Source organism: Enterobacter sp. CC120223-11 (genome assembly GCF_900215375.1).
Classification (GTDB): Bacteria; Pseudomonadota; Gammaproteobacteria; order Enterobacterales; family Enterobacteriaceae; genus Scandinavium.
This window is the reverse complement of the sequence record NZ_OBEF01000022.1, coordinates 60,606-77,324: the sequence shown is the minus strand read 5'-3', so window position 1 is coordinate 77,324 and position 16,719 is coordinate 60,606. Positions and strand designations below refer to the sequence as shown.

General features: G+C 56.1%; 16 protein-coding genes and 1 tRNA gene. 6 read left to right on the top strand and 11 right to left on the bottom strand.

The features are described from left to right. Positions 1–6 precede the first annotated feature (6 nt). The 6 genes from CRO87_RS20260 (at position 7) to luxS (ending at position 4,003) form a co-directional block, all read left to right on the top strand. Positions 7–83: transfer RNA gene (locus CRO87_RS20260), tRNA-Arg, on the top strand. A 137-nt stretch (positions 84–220) separates the two neighbouring features. Further along, entirely contained in the window at positions 221–535 is a 315-nt protein-coding gene (locus CRO87_RS20255) for a BON domain-containing protein (RefSeq protein ID WP_097164718.1), read from the top strand. A 120-nt stretch (positions 536–655) separates the two neighbouring features. After that, entirely contained in the window at positions 656–1,222 is a 567-nt protein-coding gene (gene yqaB / locus CRO87_RS20250) for a fructose-1-phosphate/6-phosphogluconate phosphatase (RefSeq protein ID WP_097164729.1), read from the top strand. Beyond that, positions 1,219–1,647 carry a YqaA family protein gene (locus CRO87_RS20245; protein WP_097164717.1) on the top strand — a complete coding sequence of 143 codons (429 nt, stop codon included), beginning with the start codon at positions 1,219–1,221 and terminating at the stop codon, positions 1,645–1,647. The genes yqaB and CRO87_RS20245 overlap by 4 nt, the downstream gene beginning before the upstream one ends. 78 nt (positions 1,648–1,725) lie before the next feature. Further along, entirely contained in the window at positions 1,726–3,282 is a 1,557-nt protein-coding gene (gene gshA, locus CRO87_RS20240) for a glutamate--cysteine ligase (RefSeq protein WP_097164716.1), read from the top strand. Positions 3,283–3,487: 205 nt separating this feature from the next. After that, positions 3,488–4,003, top strand: coding sequence for an S-ribosylhomocysteine lyase (gene luxS, locus CRO87_RS20230; RefSeq protein WP_097164714.1), 516 nt, complete (start codon positions 3,488–3,490; stop codon positions 4,001–4,003). 149 nt (positions 4,004–4,152) lie between these two features. Here the strand turns inward: luxS and emrB are convergent, their stop codons facing one another. The 11 genes from emrB to nrdH all read right to left on the bottom strand — a co-directional run bounded on the left by emrB (position 4,153) and on the right by nrdH (position 16,631). Beyond that, entirely contained in the window at positions 4,153–5,700 is a 1,548-nt protein-coding gene (gene emrB / locus CRO87_RS20225; protein ID WP_097164713.1) for a multidrug efflux MFS transporter permease subunit EmrB, read from the bottom strand. A 15-nt stretch (positions 5,701–5,715) separates the two neighbouring features. Then, on the bottom strand, positions 5,716–6,888 hold the full coding sequence (gene emrA / locus CRO87_RS20220; RefSeq protein WP_097164712.1) for a multidrug efflux MFS transporter periplasmic adaptor subunit EmrA: 1,173 nt from the start codon (positions 6,886–6,888) through the stop codon (positions 5,716–5,718). A 127-nt stretch (positions 6,889–7,015) separates the two neighbouring features. Then, positions 7,016–7,546 (bottom strand): transcriptional repressor MprA, encoded by a 531-nt coding sequence (gene mprA / locus CRO87_RS20215; RefSeq protein WP_097164711.1) that lies wholly within the window; start codon positions 7,544–7,546, stop codon positions 7,016–7,018. Positions 7,547–7,820: 274 nt separating this feature from the next. Continuing rightward, the gene (locus CRO87_RS20210; protein WP_097164728.1) at positions 7,821–9,005 is read right to left on the bottom strand and encodes an MFS transporter; all 1,185 of its coding nucleotides are present in this window, start codon (positions 9,003–9,005) and stop codon (positions 7,821–7,823) included. Positions 9,006–9,195: 190 nt separating this feature from the next. Next, positions 9,196–10,191 carry a glycine betaine/L-proline ABC transporter substrate-binding protein ProX gene (gene proX / locus CRO87_RS20205; RefSeq protein WP_097164710.1) on the bottom strand — a complete coding sequence of 332 codons (996 nt, stop codon included), beginning with the start codon at positions 10,189–10,191 and terminating at the stop codon, positions 9,196–9,198. Positions 10,192–10,255: 64 nt separating this feature from the next. Then, positions 10,256–11,323, bottom strand: a complete 1,068-nt coding sequence (proW, locus tag CRO87_RS20200) for a glycine betaine/L-proline ABC transporter permease ProW (protein ID WP_097164709.1) — start codon at positions 11,321–11,323, stop codon at positions 10,256–10,258. After that, positions 11,316–12,518 (bottom strand): glycine betaine/L-proline ABC transporter ATP-binding protein ProV, encoded by a 1,203-nt coding sequence (gene proV, locus CRO87_RS20195; protein WP_097164708.1) that lies wholly within the window; start codon positions 12,516–12,518, stop codon positions 11,316–11,318. The genes proW and proV overlap by 8 nt, the downstream gene beginning before the upstream one ends. A 355-nt stretch (positions 12,519–12,873) precedes the next feature. Then, the gene (gene nrdF / locus CRO87_RS20185) at positions 12,874–13,836 is read right to left on the bottom strand and encodes a class 1b ribonucleoside-diphosphate reductase subunit beta (RefSeq protein WP_097164707.1); all 963 of its coding nucleotides are present in this window, start codon (positions 13,834–13,836) and stop codon (positions 12,874–12,876) included. 10 nt (positions 13,837–13,846) lie between these two features. Continuing rightward, entirely contained in the window at positions 13,847–15,991 is a 2,145-nt protein-coding gene (nrdE, locus tag CRO87_RS20180) for a class 1b ribonucleoside-diphosphate reductase subunit alpha (RefSeq protein WP_097164706.1), read from the bottom strand. Next, positions 15,964–16,374: a class Ib ribonucleoside-diphosphate reductase assembly flavoprotein NrdI gene (gene nrdI / locus CRO87_RS20175; RefSeq protein WP_097164705.1), complete on the bottom strand. Its 411-nt coding sequence runs from the start codon at positions 16,372–16,374 to the stop codon at positions 15,964–15,966. Before nrdI ends, nrdE begins: the two co-directional genes overlap by 28 nt. Continuing rightward, positions 16,371–16,631, bottom strand: coding sequence for a glutaredoxin-like protein NrdH (gene nrdH / locus CRO87_RS20170; RefSeq protein WP_176504344.1), 261 nt, complete (start codon positions 16,629–16,631; stop codon positions 16,371–16,373). Before nrdH ends, nrdI begins: the two co-directional genes overlap by 4 nt. Between the last annotated feature and the right edge of the window lie 88 nt (positions 16,632–16,719).

The window sequence follows — 16,719 nt, the reverse complement described above, 5'->3', positions numbered from 1 at the left end:
CCCGATGCATCCGTAGCTCAGCTGGATAGAGTACTCGGCTACGAACCGAGCGGTCGGAGGTTCGAATCCTCCCGGATGCACCATATTCTCCTTTCTTGTCCTGATACCTGTTTTAACTCTTCAGAACACTCCTCAACCACTTGTTCCATATTGGCATTTTCCTCCTTCCAGGCTAATTTAACTCTGTCATTCTTTTTTCAGGTAGCAAGGAGAGAAATCCATGAAATGGTTCAAAGCTGTCTCTGCATTCTGTGCAGCCCTCATCGTTAGCGTCTCCCTCGCAGGCTGTGCGGGATCTTCCACTAAGGAAAGCACCGGCGGCTACATCGATGACACCGTGATCACCACGAAGGTGAAATCTGCGCTGTTCAGCGACAAAGATGTCAAATCCAACGAAATCAGCGTCGTGACCTTTAAAGGGCGCGTGCAGCTGAGCGGTTTTGTCTCTTCTCAGAAAATTGCCAATCGTGCGGTGGAGATTACCCGTAACGTGACGGGCGTGCGCGTCGTAGAGAACGACATGCAGGTGAAATAAATCGGATTGTTCAGCATCATCAAGGCACCTTCGGGTGCCTTTGCTATTTTCAGCCGACGGCGACAATCACTCCCTTTTTACGTTAAAATAACGTTTCGTTATCCGATGAGTGAGGACATGATGTACGAGCGTTATGCAGGGCTGATTTTCGACATGGATGGCACCATCCTTGATACTGAACCCACTCATCTGAAGGCATGGCATGAGGTTCTCGGTCGTTATGGCATGCGCTATGAGGCGCAGGCTATGGCGGCACTGAATGGCTCACCGACCTGGCGCATCGCGCAATCGGTTATTGAAATGAACAATGCCACGCTTGATCCGCATCAGCTGGCGCGCGAAAAGACCGATGCGGTGAAGGCGATGCTGCTGGATACCGTACGTCCTCTGCCGCTGATTGACGTCGTGAAAGAGTGGCACGGGCGCCGTCCTATGGCGGTGGGCACAGGCAGCGAAAGTGCGATAGCAGAAGCGCTGTTGAACCATCTGGGACTTCGCCAGTACTTCACAGCCGTCGTTGCTGCCGATCATGTTAAACACCATAAACCCGCACCGGACACGTTTTTGCTGTGTGCCGAACTTATCGGTGTCGCGCCTGAAAAGTGCGTAGTGTTTGAAGATGCCGATTTCGGTATTCAGGCGGCTAAAAGCGCAGGCATGGATGTTGTGGACGTGCGCCTGCTTTGAGTGACGCGCTGCCGCTCCTTTCCCTTTTCGCCAGCAGCTTTCTCAGCGCCACGCTGCTCCCGGGCAATTCTGAAGTTGTGCTGGTTGGCATGCTGCTGGCGGGCGTCAGTCATCCCTGGCTCCTCGTGTTAATAGCAACAATGGGTAATAGCCTTGGAGGGGTAACTAACGTTATTCTTGGGCGTTTATTTCCGCTGCGTGATAATTCGCGTTGGCGGGAGAAAGCAGTGGGCTGGCTAAGACGTTATGGGGCAGCCACACTGTTACTGAGCTGGATGCCGGTTATCGGCGATTTGCTTTGTGTCCTGGCAGGATGGATGCGTCTGTCCTGGGGACCAGTGCTTTTTTTCTTATGCCTTGGCAAGGCGTTGCGCTACGTGGCCATCGCCGCGGCAACGATCACGGGCATGACGTGGTGGCACTAATTGGACTGATTGTGACCTTTACTCGTCAACCATGACAATTATGCTTAATAAAACGATTTCGACAGGCGGGAGGTCAATTTGATCCCGGACGTATCACAGGCGCTGGCCTGGCTGGAAAAGCATCCACAGGCGGTACAGGGCATTCAACGCGGTCTTGAGCGTGAAACCCTGCGCGTGAACGCAGATGGCTCATTAGCAACAACGGGCCATCCGGAAACGCTGGGTTCAGCACTGACCCACAAATGGATCACCACAGACTTCGCCGAAGCGCTGCTGGAATTTATCACGCCGGTAGACGGCGATATCGACCACATGCTGACGCTGCTGCGCGATGTGCACCGCTACACCGCACGTCACATCGGCGACGAGCGTATGTGGCCGCTGAGCATGCCGTGCTACATCGCGCCAGGGCAGGATATTGAACTGGCGCAGTACGGCAGTTCGAACGTCGGACGCCTGAAAACGCTGTATCGCGAAGGACTGAAAAACCGCTATGGCGCGCTGATGCAGACCATCTCCGGCGTGCATTACAACTTCTCATTGCCGATGGCGTTCTGGCAGGCGAAGTGTGGCGTCGAAGATAAAGAGCAGGGCAAAGAGGCCATCTCGGCGGGCTATTTCCGTCTGATCCGTAACTATTATCGCTTCGGTTGGGTGATTCCGTATCTGTTCGGTGCATCTCCCGCGATTTGCTCTTCGTTCCTGCAGGGCAAACCGACCACGCTGCCGTTTGAGAAAACGGAAGGCGGGATGTACTACCTGCCGTACGCGACGTCGCTGCGTCTGAGCGATTTGGGTTATACCAATAAGTCGCAAAGCAATCTCGGTATTACGTTTAACGATCTGCACGAGTATGTGGCAGGATTGAAGCGGGCGATCAAAACGCCGTCGGAAGAGTACGCGAAAATCGGCCTCGAAAAAGACGGTAAGTACCTGCAAATCAACAGCAACATTTTGCAGATTGAGAACGAACTGTATGCGCCAATCCGCCCGAAACGCGTCACCCGCAGTGGTGAAACGCCGTCGGACGCGCTGCTGCGTGGCGGTATTGAATACATCGAAGTGCGTTCGCTGGATATCAACCCGTTCTCGCCGATTGGCGTCGACGAACAGCAGGTTCGCTTCCTCGATCTGTTTATGGTCTGGTGTGTGCTGGCCGATGCGCCAGAGATGAGCAGTGATGAGCTGCTGTGTACCCGCACCAACTGGAATCGCGTGATTCTGGAAGGGCGCAAGCCTGGCCTGACGTTGGGTATTGGCTGTGAAACAGCGCAGTTCCCGCTGGCGAAAGTCGGTAAGGATCTGTTCGCGGATCTTAAACGTGTGGCGCAGACCCTGGACAGCATTGAAGGCGGGGATGCGTATCAGAAGGTGTGCGAAGAGCTGGTTGCAGGCTTTGATAATCCTGAATTAACTTTCTCAGCCCGTATTTTGCGTTCTATGCTTGATACTGGCATTGGCGGCACCGGCAAAGCGCTGGGTGAACAGTACCGGACGATGCTGCGTGAGGAGCCGCTGGAGATTTTAAGCGAAGCGGATTTTGAAGCGGAGCAGGAAGCCTCGTGGGCTCGTCAGCGTGAGATTGAAGCGGCAGATACGGAGCCGTTTTCTGACCTGGTTGCGCGTCACGCCTGACAGAAAAGAAAAAGGCCACAATAAATGTGGCCAAAATTTCATCTCTGAAAACAGGGATGATGATAACAAATGCGCGTCTTTCATATATTCAGACTCGCCCGGGAACAAAGAGTTCATTTAATTTTATAAAAAATCACACTCTTCGGCGTTTTTTCCTCGCGGCCCTGATGGCACAAGAGGAAGCGAAGAGTTCGGAGGAGACAAAATGCCGTTATTAGATAGCTTCACTGTCGACCATACCCGAATGGAAGCGCCTGCTGTTCGCGTGGCCAAAACCATGCACACGCCGCACGGCGACGAGATCACAGTCTTCGATCTGCGCTTTTGCGTGCCGAACCAGGAAGTGATGCCGGAGCGTGGGATCCACACCCTGGAGCATCTGTTTGCAGGCTTCATGCGCGATCACCTGAACGGCAACGGCGTGGAGATCATCGACATCTCCCCAATGGGCTGCCGTACCGGGTTCTACATGAGCCTGATTGGTACCCCAGACGAAAGTCGCGTGGCTGAAGCCTGGAAAGCGGCAATGGCGGACGTGCTGAAGGTGAAAGAGCAGAACCAGATCCCGGAGCTGAACGTCTACCAGTGCGGAACCTACACCATGCACTCCCTGGAAGAAGCCCAGGAAATCGCCCGTCACATTATTGACCGCGGCGTTCGCGTCAACAGCAACGATGAGCTGGCGCTGCCGAAAGAGAAGCTGCAAGAGCTCCATATCTAGCCGCTTCTGCCTGATGGCGCTTCGCTTATCAGGCCTACAACGACAACAAGCTGTGATGATTTGTAGGCCCGGTAAGCGCCAGTGACACCGGGCACAGCTTAGCGAAAGAAGAATAAAAAAAGCCAGTTCATCACGAACTGGCTTTTTTGTCAGTGAGCGCCGCCGCCGCCGCCGCCCGCACCGAACGGCGGTTTGGCAAGCCAGATAAGCCCCAGCAGCACAATGAAAATCCCCGCCGACATCCAGAAGATTTCATTCGCCGAGATAATCAGGCCCTGATTCGTTATCTGCTGTGCCAGCCAGCCGGATGCCTGCTGCTGAGTCATTCCCAGGCCCTGCAGCTGATCGTACATCTGCTGAGCATTCGGATTATACGGGGTAACCGACTCGGTGAGCTGAGCGTGGTGCAACGCTTCCCGGTTTGTCCACATCGTGGTGGTGATTGACGTCCCGATGGAACCGGCCAGCGTACGGGTGAAGTTCGACAAACTCGATGCCGCTGCCATACGCTCCGGCGGCAAGCCTGAAAGCGTAATGGTCGTTAACGGCATAAAGAAGCACGCCACCGCAAAGCCCTGAATAAACTGCGGCCACGCCGATGCGCCAAAGTCCATCCCCGGTTCGAAGGTGTAAGCACGCCAGTAGAAGCACACCGCGTACATAATGAAGCTGAACGTCACCAGACGCCGCATGTCGAGCTTATGCGCAAAACGGCCAATAATCGGCGACAGGATAACCGGCAACAGACCTACCGGTGCCGAGGCCAGACCCGCCCAGGTCGCCGTGTAGCCATATACCTCCTGCAATAGCTGCGGCAGCAGAACGATCGCGCCGAAGTAGAGCATGTAGGCGAGGCTGATACAGAGGCAGCCGATGGTAAAGTTTCGGGACTTAAAGAGCGACAGATCGACTATCGGGTTGTCGTCCGTCAGCTCCCAGACAATCAGGAAGCTGATGGCAATGACCGCGACAATGGTCAGCACCACAACCTCCGTGGAGTTGAACCAGTCGAGTTCCTTTCCTCGGTCGAGCATCACCTGCAGGCTACCGATACCAATCACCAGCAGCGCCAGGCCGATGGCGTCGATACGACGCTGCTCGGTGCGGGTTTCACGTCCACGCAGGCTTTGCAGGGTCAGCAGCACCACCACAGCACCAATCGGCACGTTGATGAAGAAAATCCAACCCCAGTGATAGTTATCGCTGATGTAGCCGCCGAGGATAGGGCCGCAGATAGGGGCGACGATCACCGTCATCGACCACAGCGCCAGCGCGATGGCTCGTTTAGCAGGCGGATAGTTGTTTAACAACAGGCTCTGCGACAGCGGGATCAGCGGCCCGGCGACAATCCCCTGAATGACGCGGAAGAAAATCAGCATCGTCAGGCTGCTGGAGACGCCGCACGCCCATGAGGCGATGACGAAGGCGATGGTGGACCAGGTAAAAAGTTTTACCTCTCCCACGCGCTTGGCAAGCCAGCCGGTAATCGGAATCGAAATGGCGTTCGCCACCCCGAACGAGGTGATGACCCAGGTTCCCTGGCTCAGGGAAGAGCCCAGGTTACCGGCAATCGTCGGGATGGCGACGTTGGCGATCGTCGAATCCAGCACCTGCATAAAGGTCGCCAGCGACAGCGCGATGGTCATAATGACCAGCTGCGCCCCCTCCAGCGGCTTCTGCGGTTGTTGCTGTTGCATTACGCTCACCCCTGATTAGTTGGCGTTAGCCTGCACGATGTCGTTAATCAGTTTGTTCACCGGGTCGAGATTGATCTCGCGGGCGTTACTTTCGTAAACCGGACTGTTACGCACCTGGTTGGCCAGCATTTCGCCGCCGCGATCGGAGGTATCCACCTTCACCAGCGTCGACAGGCCAATACGCAGCGGATGCTCGGCGAGCTGTTTCTCATCCAGCTCAATACGCACAGGCAGACGCTGAACCACTTTGATCCAGTTGCCGGTGGCGTTTTGCGCAGGGAGCAGTGAGAACGCGCTGCCGGTACCCATATCAAGGCCAACCACTTTGCCGGTGTACTTCACGTCGTCGCCGTAGATGTCACTGACGATGGTCGCCTTCTGGCCAATGCGCATGTGCGCCAGTTGGGTTTCTTTGAAGTTAGCATCAACCCAGAGATTGGTCGCCGGAACCACCGCCATCAGTGGCGTCGTTGGGCTAATCTGCGCGCCAGGCTGAACTGAGCGGCGGGAGACGTAACCCGTCATCGGGCTGACGATTTTAGTACGCTGCAGGGCAAGCCACGCATTACGGACTTCGGCCGCGGACTGCTGAACGGCAGGCTGATCTTCGAGTTTGGTCCCTAGCACCATCGCCTGGTTGGCGTTGTACTGCTGCACGGCGACGTTAAGCTGCGCCTGTGCACTGGCGACCGCATCGCGAGCATGTTGCAGCTCTTCGCGACCAATCAGGTTGGCGCTACCCAGCGGAATGCGACGGTTGAGGTCAGTCTGCGCCTGGTCGAGCGCGGTTTTTTTGACGTCGATACTTGCCTGCAGCTGTTTGCTGTTGATCATCAGCTGACGAGTCTGACGTACGCTGGATGCCAGCGCCGTCTGCGCTTTTTCAAACGCCTGCTGGGCGTCGGTCTGATCGAGGGTGACCAGCACATCGCCTTTCTGAATGAAATCGGTATTGTCGGCCCAGACTTTGGTCACGCTGCCGGACACCTGAGCCATAATCTGCACCTGGTTCCCTGCCACGTACGCGTCATCGGTATCTTCGTAATGACGCAGAACTAAAAACCAGTAAATCCCATATGCCACGGCAATAACAATAAAGAGCAAGGTCAGCAGCAGAAGGGCACCTTTACGTTTGCCTTTCTTACTGGCCGGTTGCTGCGGGGTTTGAGTCTCCGCATTCGCGCTCATGTTTTTCTCCACGATCTTATTATGTCACATCGGCTGAGCCGACCTGTTTGTCAGAAAGGCCAGCAGTTTGCGCTGCTGGCCTGTCGGTTTTATTTTTTTAAATCAGGATATTGAGCGATTCACGCACTTAACGCAGCGCGTCCAGCACCACGCCATCCTCGTCCATCTGATCGAGACGGGTTAACAGCTTGCGGGTGATTTGCTCAAGGCTTTCTTTTTCGGTAACGCTTAATGAAGACCAGAGCTGGTGCAGGCAATTGTGCTGCGGCGGTAACACTTCGCGCAGGAACTGATGACCTTTCTCGGTGAGTTGCAGATGCAGGCAGCGACGGTCATTGTCGCTTTCACGGCGCTCAATCCAGCCGCGTTTTTCCAGCTCATCGGCGATACGGGTGGCGTTCGTACGGGAAGATCCCAGCGCGCAGCTCAGTTCTGAAGGCTGAATGCTGTGATTTTCCTGAGACTCCAGCGTGATTAACGCCATAAACAACGTCTCATTGATCCCCTGAGCTTTCAGCATTTTATTGCGGTTTTCCAGCAGCTTACCTTGCATGTGCATGCACAGGCGAGTCAGAAGAATTTCCTGATACGGGAAATCTTCATGGCGGCTGGCGCGAAATTTTAGCATTTGTTCAATGGGGGTAAACGAACTATCCATTTGGGCATGACCTCATTAATTACAGTCGATATAGTAACTACGGTGACAAATAATGTAAATGAATTAATTCCCCTAATTCATACATTGGAGAAGTAAATCTAAAAAGTGTTGGCTGACGGCGGGAGCGTGCCGTCAGCATCCGGGAGGTCGAAGTGCGAGGATGAGTGATTTCCCCCTGAAACAGTTTCCCGGTTTATCAGGAAGATAACCTTAACAGACAAGGGGATGTCTTAATACCCCAAAGCCAGAATAAGGCTATGAATGTACAGTCTTTTCAGACAACGGCTTCCTGGCGGTGAAAACCTCGCCACCACACCAGCAGGTTCAGGGCGGCCAGGGTGGCACCTGCTGTACAGACGCCGGTCCAGCCCCAGTGTTGCCAGGCATATGCTGAAAGAAGCGAACCGGCCGCGCCGCCGATAAAGTAGCTGGTCATGTAGCCAGCCGTTAAGCGGTTACGTGCCTCTGGCAGCACACGATAGATGACGGTCTGGTTGGTGATGTGCACGCCCTGCACCGTGAGATCGAGAATCAGGATGCCGACAATCAGCGGCAGCACCGCGATATGCCCAAACCAGATAGCCACCCAGGAGAGCAGAAGTAGCGTCAGGCCAATCGTCGTGGTGTGATGGGATTTGCCTTTATCCACCAGGCCGCCCGCCGGACGTGCGCCAAGCGCACCAGCCGCTCCCGCCAGGCCGAACAGGCCGATTACAGCTTCGGAGAAATGGAACGGCGCGCCCGCCAGCAGGAAGGCCATAGACGTCCAGAGAATGCTGAAGTTGGCGAACGTCAGACAACCCATCAGCGCGCGGGTACGCAGCAGCTTATCGCGAGCGAAGAGGCTGAAAATCGAACCCAGCAGCTGCGGATAATTCAGGTGAGTCTCCTGCTTCACCTTCGGCAGGCCGCGCCAGAGTGCAAACGCCATCACAACCATCAATACCGACGCTACCCAGTAAACGGTACGCCATCCGCCGAGCGAGGCAAGCAGTCCGGCGACCGTACGGGCCAGCAGAATGCCAAGCAGAAGCCCACTCATAATTGTGCCGACTACCTTGCCGCGTTGATTAGGGCTGGCAAGCGTCGCGGCCAGCGGCACCAGAATCTGCGCCACCACGGAAAACAGGCCGGTGAGTGCCGTCCCGACAATCATCATGGTTAGCGAGTGGCTGGTGACGGTGATTAACATTCCCCCGGCGGCGAGCAGCGTCATGCTGACGATAAGCCGCCGGCGTTCAAACATATCACCGAGCGGCACGAGGAACAGCAGGCCGAAGGCATAGCCGAGCTGGGCGGCGGTGACAATAAAACCGGCCTGACCGGCGGTCAGTGAAAAGGCTCGGGCGATGGTTTCGAGCAGCGGCTGGGCATAATAGTTACTGGCGACGACGAGGCCGGTGGCAACCGACATCAGCGCAATCAGCCCGGGGCTGAGTTCGTGGGATTTATGAGTCATGGGCAGATCGTTCATCGGGTGATTATTTGGCAGGGATGAATGATAACGGCAAACGGGAGGGCGAGGGGAATTATTGCGTAGCGTGGCGTGCGCTTTCGTGCGGGAACGTAGGCCCGGTAAGCATCGCGCCACCGGGCATTAACAGCCGGATGGCGGCGCCCGCCTCATCCGGCCTACGGTGAGTCCAGGTTTATTTCTGTGCCGCCAGGGCCTCTTTCACCCAGCCGTCAAACTGCGCCTGGTGCGCGGCGATCCAGCCGTCGACGTGGCCCTGAATATCGGCTTCTGACGCGTGACCCTCATGCATCATTGCGTTCTCGGCGTTGATATCGGCAATCGGCAGCTTCATCAGCGAGAACAGTTTTGCCGCCGCCGGGTTTTTCTCCGCCCAGGCTTTGTTGGCCACGATATGCATGGTGTTCACCGGGAAGCCATAGTTAGCGCCGTTTGGCAGTTTGGTATCGATATCTTTCTGCTCGCCCGGCATAGACGAGAACGGCACCTGCAGCCAGACGACGTCTTTGCCTGGCTTCAGTACGTCGCTCACCCAGTACGGCGTCCAGGTGTAGTAGAGCACCGGTTTGCCTTCTTTATAGCGGGTGATGGTATCGGCCATCATCGCCGCGTAGTTGCCCTGGTTGTGAACCACGGTCTTGCCCAGGCCGTAGGCGTCAATCTGATGATTAATCACTGCTTCACAGCCCCAGCCCGGCGTGCAGCCCGTCAGGTCCGCTTTGCCGTCGCCGTTAGTGTCGAACAGCTTCGCAATCTTCGGATCCTTCAACTGGTCGATTTTGGTGATGTGATACTGCTCGGCGGTTTTCTTATCAATCAGATAACCCTGTGCCGCACCGGTGACGAATACGCCTTCGCGGTAGAACTTCTTATCGCCGCCCGCGGCGGAATACATATCGTCGTGCAGCGGCTGCCAGTTTACGGCGGTGAAGGTGGCATCGCCGGAGGCAATCGAGGTGTAGCCGACGTTGTAATCCACTTCGCTCGGTTTACTGACGGTATAGCCGAGTTTCTCCAGCGCGCGGCTCACCAGCAGCGTCTGGAAAGTTTCTTCGGAAATGGTGCTCTGGATCGGCTGAACGGTAATGCCTTTGCCCGGCAGGTCAGCGGCAAATGCGCTGGTGGAGACAAGGGTGGCAAACGCTGTGGCAAAAAGTACGCGATGTCGCATCGTTGTTCCTTATTAGAGAGGTTTTGATGGCCCGGCAGCCGTAGCGCCGCCGGGCAGAAGAGAATTACTTAACGAAAGGGCGAGTGATAAGCCCAAGTGGACCGGTGCTGTACCAGCGGCGGTTGCCACGGCTGCGGGAGTCGCGGCCCACGGCCTGGGTCAGGCGGTCGAGGATGATGGCGAGGATCACAATGCCGACGCCGCCGACGCTTGCAAGGCCCATATCCAGGCGGCCAATTCCACGCAGCACCATCTGGCCTAGGCCGCCCACGGCGATCATCGAGGCGATAACGACCATCGAGAGCGCCAGCATCAGGGTCTGGTTCACGCCCGCCATAATGGTGGGCATCGCCAACGGCAGCTGAACCTTGAACAGCATCTGACGAGGGCTGGCTCCGAACGAACGCGACGCTTCAATCAGATCGGCAGGCACCTGATTAATGCCGAGGATCGTCAGACGCACGATCGGAGGCAGGGCAAAGATGATCGTCACCACCACGCCCGGCACGTTGCCGATCCCGAACAGCATGACGATCGGCACCAGATAGACAAACGCGGGTGTGGTCTGCATGGCATCCAGCAGCGGGCGAATAATCTTCGAGGCTCGCGGACTTCGCGCCAGCCAGATCCCAAGCGGCAGGCCGATAATCACGCAGAACAGCAGGGCGGTCAGGACCAGCGCCAGCGTTACCATCGCCTGGGACCACGCGCCAATCGCGCCAATCAGAATCAGTGAGATCAGCGAGGCTATCCCCATACCCGCGCCGCCAATCTGCCAGGCAATGAGGGCAAACACCACAATCGCGACGGGCGCTGGCATGCCCAGTAGCAGCTGCTGGAATCCGCTGAGGATATAATCCACCGGCATACGAATGCCCTGGAACACCGGGCGGAAGTTCACGACAATCCAGTCGATGCCGTGCGTAACCCAGCTGTCGAGCGGGATCAGCGTTTTGTGGAACGGGTCGAGAATGTCGAAATGCTCCTGCTTTGGGGCAGGGGCGCTGTGCAGCCAGTCTGCACCTCCGCCGCTGGTGGCGGGCGCATCGGTGGGCGTGCCCCACGCATCAGCTGACTGCGCGGCGCTGTCGGTGGCAGGCTCAGTGGCCCACGGGTTCGATTGATCAGCCATTGATGGTGGTCTCCCTGTCTAAAGCCTGAAGCAGCATGCTTTTGGAAATGATGCCGACGTACTGTTGCTCTTCGTCGATGACCGGTACGGCGCATGACGCCTGGCCGACATGGGAGAGCAGCTCGCTGAGCGCGGTTTGTGCATCGACGCTCTGCGGTGCTTCAAGCAGCGCGGCGTCAATGCCCTGACCTTCGGCCAGCGCGACCTTCAGGGAATCAATGGAGACGATGCCGACGAATTTATTGCCTCGTTCAATGACGTAGCCGTATTCGCGGTCCTCATCCTGCAATAGCTTCAGCGCCGAGCGGGGGCCAAAACCTGGCGTTTTACGCAGCAGCCCTTTTGGCGCGCGACGGGCAATATCCTTGGCGCTGAAGACCTGGCTGATATCCACGCCACGGAAGAACGTCCGCACGTAATCATTGGCCGGGTTATTCAGAATCTCATCCGGCGTACCGACCTGCACCACTTCACCGTTTTGCATAATGGCGATGCGGTCGCCGATACGCATGGCCTCATCGAGATCGTGGGAAATAAACACGATGGTGCGCTGGTGGCGCGCCTGCAATTTCACCAGTTCATCCTGCATTTCGGTACGAATTAAAGGATCGAGCGCCGAGAAGGCTTCATCCATTAATAATATATCCGGGTTAATGGCTAATGCGCGGGCAAGCCCGACGCGCTGACGCATCCCGCCGGATAATTCATCCGGATAAGCCTGAGCATAATTTTCAAGCCCTACCTGACGCAGCGCATCCAGCGCTTTTTCCTGCCGCTCTGCCGGGGCAATACCCGCTAATTCCATACCAAATGCGGTATTATCCAGCACGTTCATGTGCGGCATTAGCGCAAATGACTGGAAGACCATCGCGATTTTCTTCCGACGCACTTCGCGGAGTTCCGCTTCGGATATTTTGGCGATGTCGGAGCCATCAATAAGGACCTGCCCGCGGGTGGGTTCAATCAGGCGATTGAGAAGGCGTACCAGGGTGGATTTTCCGGAGCCGGACAACCCCATGATGACAAAAATCTCGCCTTCTTCAATGGCCAGACTGGCGTCAATAACGCCAAGTGACAGCCCGGTCTTTTCCAGAATTTGCTCTTTGGTTAGACCTTTTTCAATATATTTTAATGCGCGCTGCGGGTGCTCGCCAAATATTTTATAAAGATTTTTAACTTCTAATTTAATTGCCATGCAATAAACGGATTCCTGTTATTTATTTATGTCGATATGCTACCTGGTGAAAATAATTGACTGGGGTTACCCTAACATACTCAGAATCTGAGGCAACCCTTGATAACCCGCTGAGTTGTTGATTTCAAGTGGTCGATTGCGCTGAGCTTCCCATGATATAAGGGCTGAGCCAGTATGAAAAAACAGGGATATTTTTTGTCAGTGAGCGAGAAGTTCAGTAGAATGAGGTGAATTCACCTGACTGGCGTAATGAAAATATCGAAAGCGCTGAAAGTAATATTGGCTGTAACAATCTGCGGGTGAATGGGGAAATATCCTCGGGGAAATTAAGGTTATATTTCCCCGAGAAAAGGCGTCAGAAATTCCAGTCTTCGTCTTCGGTTTCGACCGCTTTACCCATCACGTAGGACGAGCCGGAACCGGAGAAGAAATCGTGGTTTTCATCCGCATTTGGAGAAAGCGCCGAGAGAATGGCCGGGTTCACCTCCGCCATTTCCGGCGGGAAGAGGGCTTCGTAGCCGAGGTTCATCAGCGCCTTGTTGGCGTTGTAGCACAGGAAGGCTTTCACATCGTCTTCCCAACCCGTTCCTGCATAAAGCGCTTCGGTATAGGCCAGCTCGTTGTCATACAGATCCATCAGCAGATCGAGGGCAAAATGCTGCAATGACTCCCGCTCGGCGGCGCTGACTTTTTCCAACCCTTTCTGGAACTTATAGCCGATGTAGTAGCCGTGGACCGCTTCATCGCGAATGATGAGTCGGATCAGGTCTGCGGTGTTGGTGAGCTTGCCGCGGCTGGAGAAATACATCGGCAGCCAGAAGCCAGAATAGAACAGGAACGATTCCAGAAACACGCTGGCTATTTTCTTCTTCAGCGGCGCGTCAGCGGCGTACTGCTCAAGCATCAGCGTCGCTTTGCGCTGCAGAGGTGGGTTTTCCTCACTCCAGGCGTAGGCCGCGTCAACGTCTTTGGTCTGGCAGAGCGTGGAAAAAATCGAGCTGTAGGAGCGGGCATGCACCGCTTCCATAAAGCTGATATTCGACATCACCGCCTCTTCATGCGGCGTCAGCGAATCGGCCATCAGCGCTGGGGCACCCACGGTATTCTGAATGGTGTCGAGCAGCGTCAGCCCTGTGAACACGCGAATAGTGAGCTTTTGCTCCTCCGGGCTCAGCGACTGCCACGCAGGAATGTCGTTGGATAACGGCACCTTTTCCGGCAGCCAGAAGTTGCTGGTTAATCGGTTCCAGACTTCCAGATCTTTGTCGTCCTCAATCCTGTTCCAGTTTACGGCGCTGACTCGTGATAAACGGTTCATCCTTTTCTCCTCACAGCGCGCAGGACACGCAGCCTTCAATTTCGGTGCCTTCCAGCGCGAGCTGGCGCAGGCGAATGTAGTAGAGCGTTTTGATGCCTTTCTTCCAGGCATAAATCTGCGCTTTGTTGATGTCGCGGGTCGTCGCGGTATCGGGGAAAAAGAGCGTCAGCGACAGGCCCTGATCGACGTGTTTCGTCGCTTCGGCATAGGTGTCGATGATCTTCTCCGGGCCGATCTCGTAGGCATCCTGATACAGCGACAGGTTGTCGTTGGTCATAAACGGCGCGGGGTAGTAAACGCGGCCGGTTTTGCCCTCTTTGCGGATCTCAATTTTCGACACGATCGGGTGAATGCTCGAGGTCGCGTGATTGATGTAAGAGATAGAGCCCGTCGGCGGCACCGCCTGCAAATTCTGGTTGTAGATGCCGTGCTCCATTACGTCGTCGCGCAGCTGCTGCCACATTTCACGTGTGGGCAGAGTGATACCAGCGTTGGCAAACAGCGTGCGCACTTTTTCCGTTTTTGGCTGCCACTCATTTTCCAGATACTGACGGAAATACTCCCCGCTGGCATAGCGCGACTGCGCAAACCCGGCGAAGCGCTGCTGGCGTTCGCGTGCGAGCTTCATTGAGGTGTTCAGCGCATGCCATGTCACGGCGTAAAAATAGAGATTGGTGAAGTCGAGCCCCTCCGCGCTGCCGTATGCAATACCTTCGCGCGCCAGATAGCCGTGCAGGTTCATCTGCCCGAGCCCAATGGCGTGAGAGGCCGCATTGCCTGCTTCAACAGAAGGCACGGAACGAATGTGGCTCATATCTGACACCGCCGTCAGGCCGCGAATGGCGGTTTCCACCGTCTCACCAAAGTCCGGCGAGTCCATCGCCAGGGCGATATTCAGCGAGCCCAGGTTGCAGGAGATGTCATGCCCGGTGGCGGCGTAATCAAGGTTCTCATCGAAGGTGGAGGCGCTGTTGACCTGTAAAATCTCCGAGCAGAGGTTGCTCATGTTGATGCGTCCGGCAATCGGGTTGGCGCGGTTCACGGTGTCTTCATACATGATGTATGGATAGCCCGATTCGAACTGGATCTCGGCCAGCCGCTGGAAGAAGTCGCGGGCGTTGATAAAGGTTTTGCGCACGCGCTCGTCGGCCAGCAGGGCTTCATACATTTCACTGACCGCGATATCGCCGAACGGCTTGCCGTAAAGGCGCTCTACGTCGTACGGCGAAAACAGCGCCATCTGCTCGTTCTCTTTCGCTAAGCGGAACGTCACGTCCGGGATAACAACGCCAAGCGAAAGGGTTTTAATTCGAATTTTTTCGTCGGCATTTTCGCGTTTGGTGTCGAGAAAACGCAGGATATCCGGATGATGCGCGTGCAGATAGACCGCCCCTGCGCCCTGACGCGCGCCAAGCTGGTTGGCGTAGGAAAACGCATCTTCCAGCATCTTCATCACCGGGATCACGCCGGAAGACTGGTTTTCAATACGCTTGATCGGCGCGCCTGCTTCGCGCAGGTTCGAGAGCAGAAACGCCACGCCGCCGCCGCGTTTGGAGAGCTGCAGTGCGGAGTTCACGGCCCGGCCAATGGATTCCATATTGTCTTCAATGCGCAGCAGGAAGCAGGAAACCAGTTCACCGCGCTGCTGTTTGCCTGCATTAAGGAACGTTGGCGTTGCAGGCTGGAAACGCCCGGAGAGGATCTCATCTGTCAGGCGGCGCGCGAGGGTTTCGTCGCCCTGGGCGAGGCTCAACGCCACCATCACCGCGCGGTCTTCAAAGTGCTCGAGGTACTGTTTTGCGTCGAACGTTTTCAGCGTGTAGCTGGTGTAAAACTTCCACGCCCCGAGGAACGTTTTGAATTCAAAGCCGCTGGCGTGGGCGTGAGCGAAAAGATCGACCACAAAGGCGCGATCGAAGCGGGCGAGGGTGCGGGCGTCGTAGTAGCCTTCGGCAACCAGCCAGTCTAGCCGCGCATCCTGGTTGGCAAACGTGCGGGTTTGCGGCCGGACGTGACCTTCAAAGAAGGCTCGCACCGCCTCGGCGTCCTTTTCAAACTGGATACGGCCTGCTTTGTCGTACAGGTTCAGCATGGCGTTCAGCGCGTGGTAGTCCGGGGCGCTGTGGATTACGGGTTCTGCGGTTGTCGTTGCCAAAATTCGCTCACTCCTTTTCGCACGTTGTCGATATCACGCGAGGTGCCCATCAGCTCAAAACGGTAGAGGTAAGGCACGTCACATTTCTGCGCAATCACGTCTCCAGCGCGGCCATAGGCTTCGCCGAAGTTGCGGTTGCCTGAGGCGATCACGCCGCGAATCAACGCGCGATTGTGCGGATCGTTTAAAAAGCGGATCACCTGGCGAGGCACCGCGCCTGCCGTGCCGCCACCGCCGTAGCTCGGCACCACCAGGATGAAAGGCTCGTCGACCTGGATGCGCTCGCGCTCATTGAGTGGAATGCGCACCGCGGGCAGCCCCAGACGCTCGATAAAGCGCAGCGTGTTTTCGGAGCTGCTGGAGAAGAAGACGAGGCTGCTCATGCGCGTGCCGCGTTGGCCTCAGTGCGCAGGCGGTTGATCATGTCCGGACGGAAACCGGACCAGCGTTCTTCGCCTGCAAAGACGACAGGCAACGAACGGAAACCCTGCTCGCGCAGGCTGCCTGCGGCGGTGGGGTCGAGGTCGATGTTCACCATTTCAAACGCAAAGCCCCGGGCTTCCATGGCGCGTTTAGTGGCATGGCACTGCACACAATCATTTCGAGTGTAAATAGTAATGCGCATGATTCGTATTTCCATTTAAAATGACAAAGCGGCGCAAAAGTTTGCGTCGGCCGTTGGGTGTCTCTTCAAAAGGAATACTAGATGTAGTTGCGTTAAACATCAA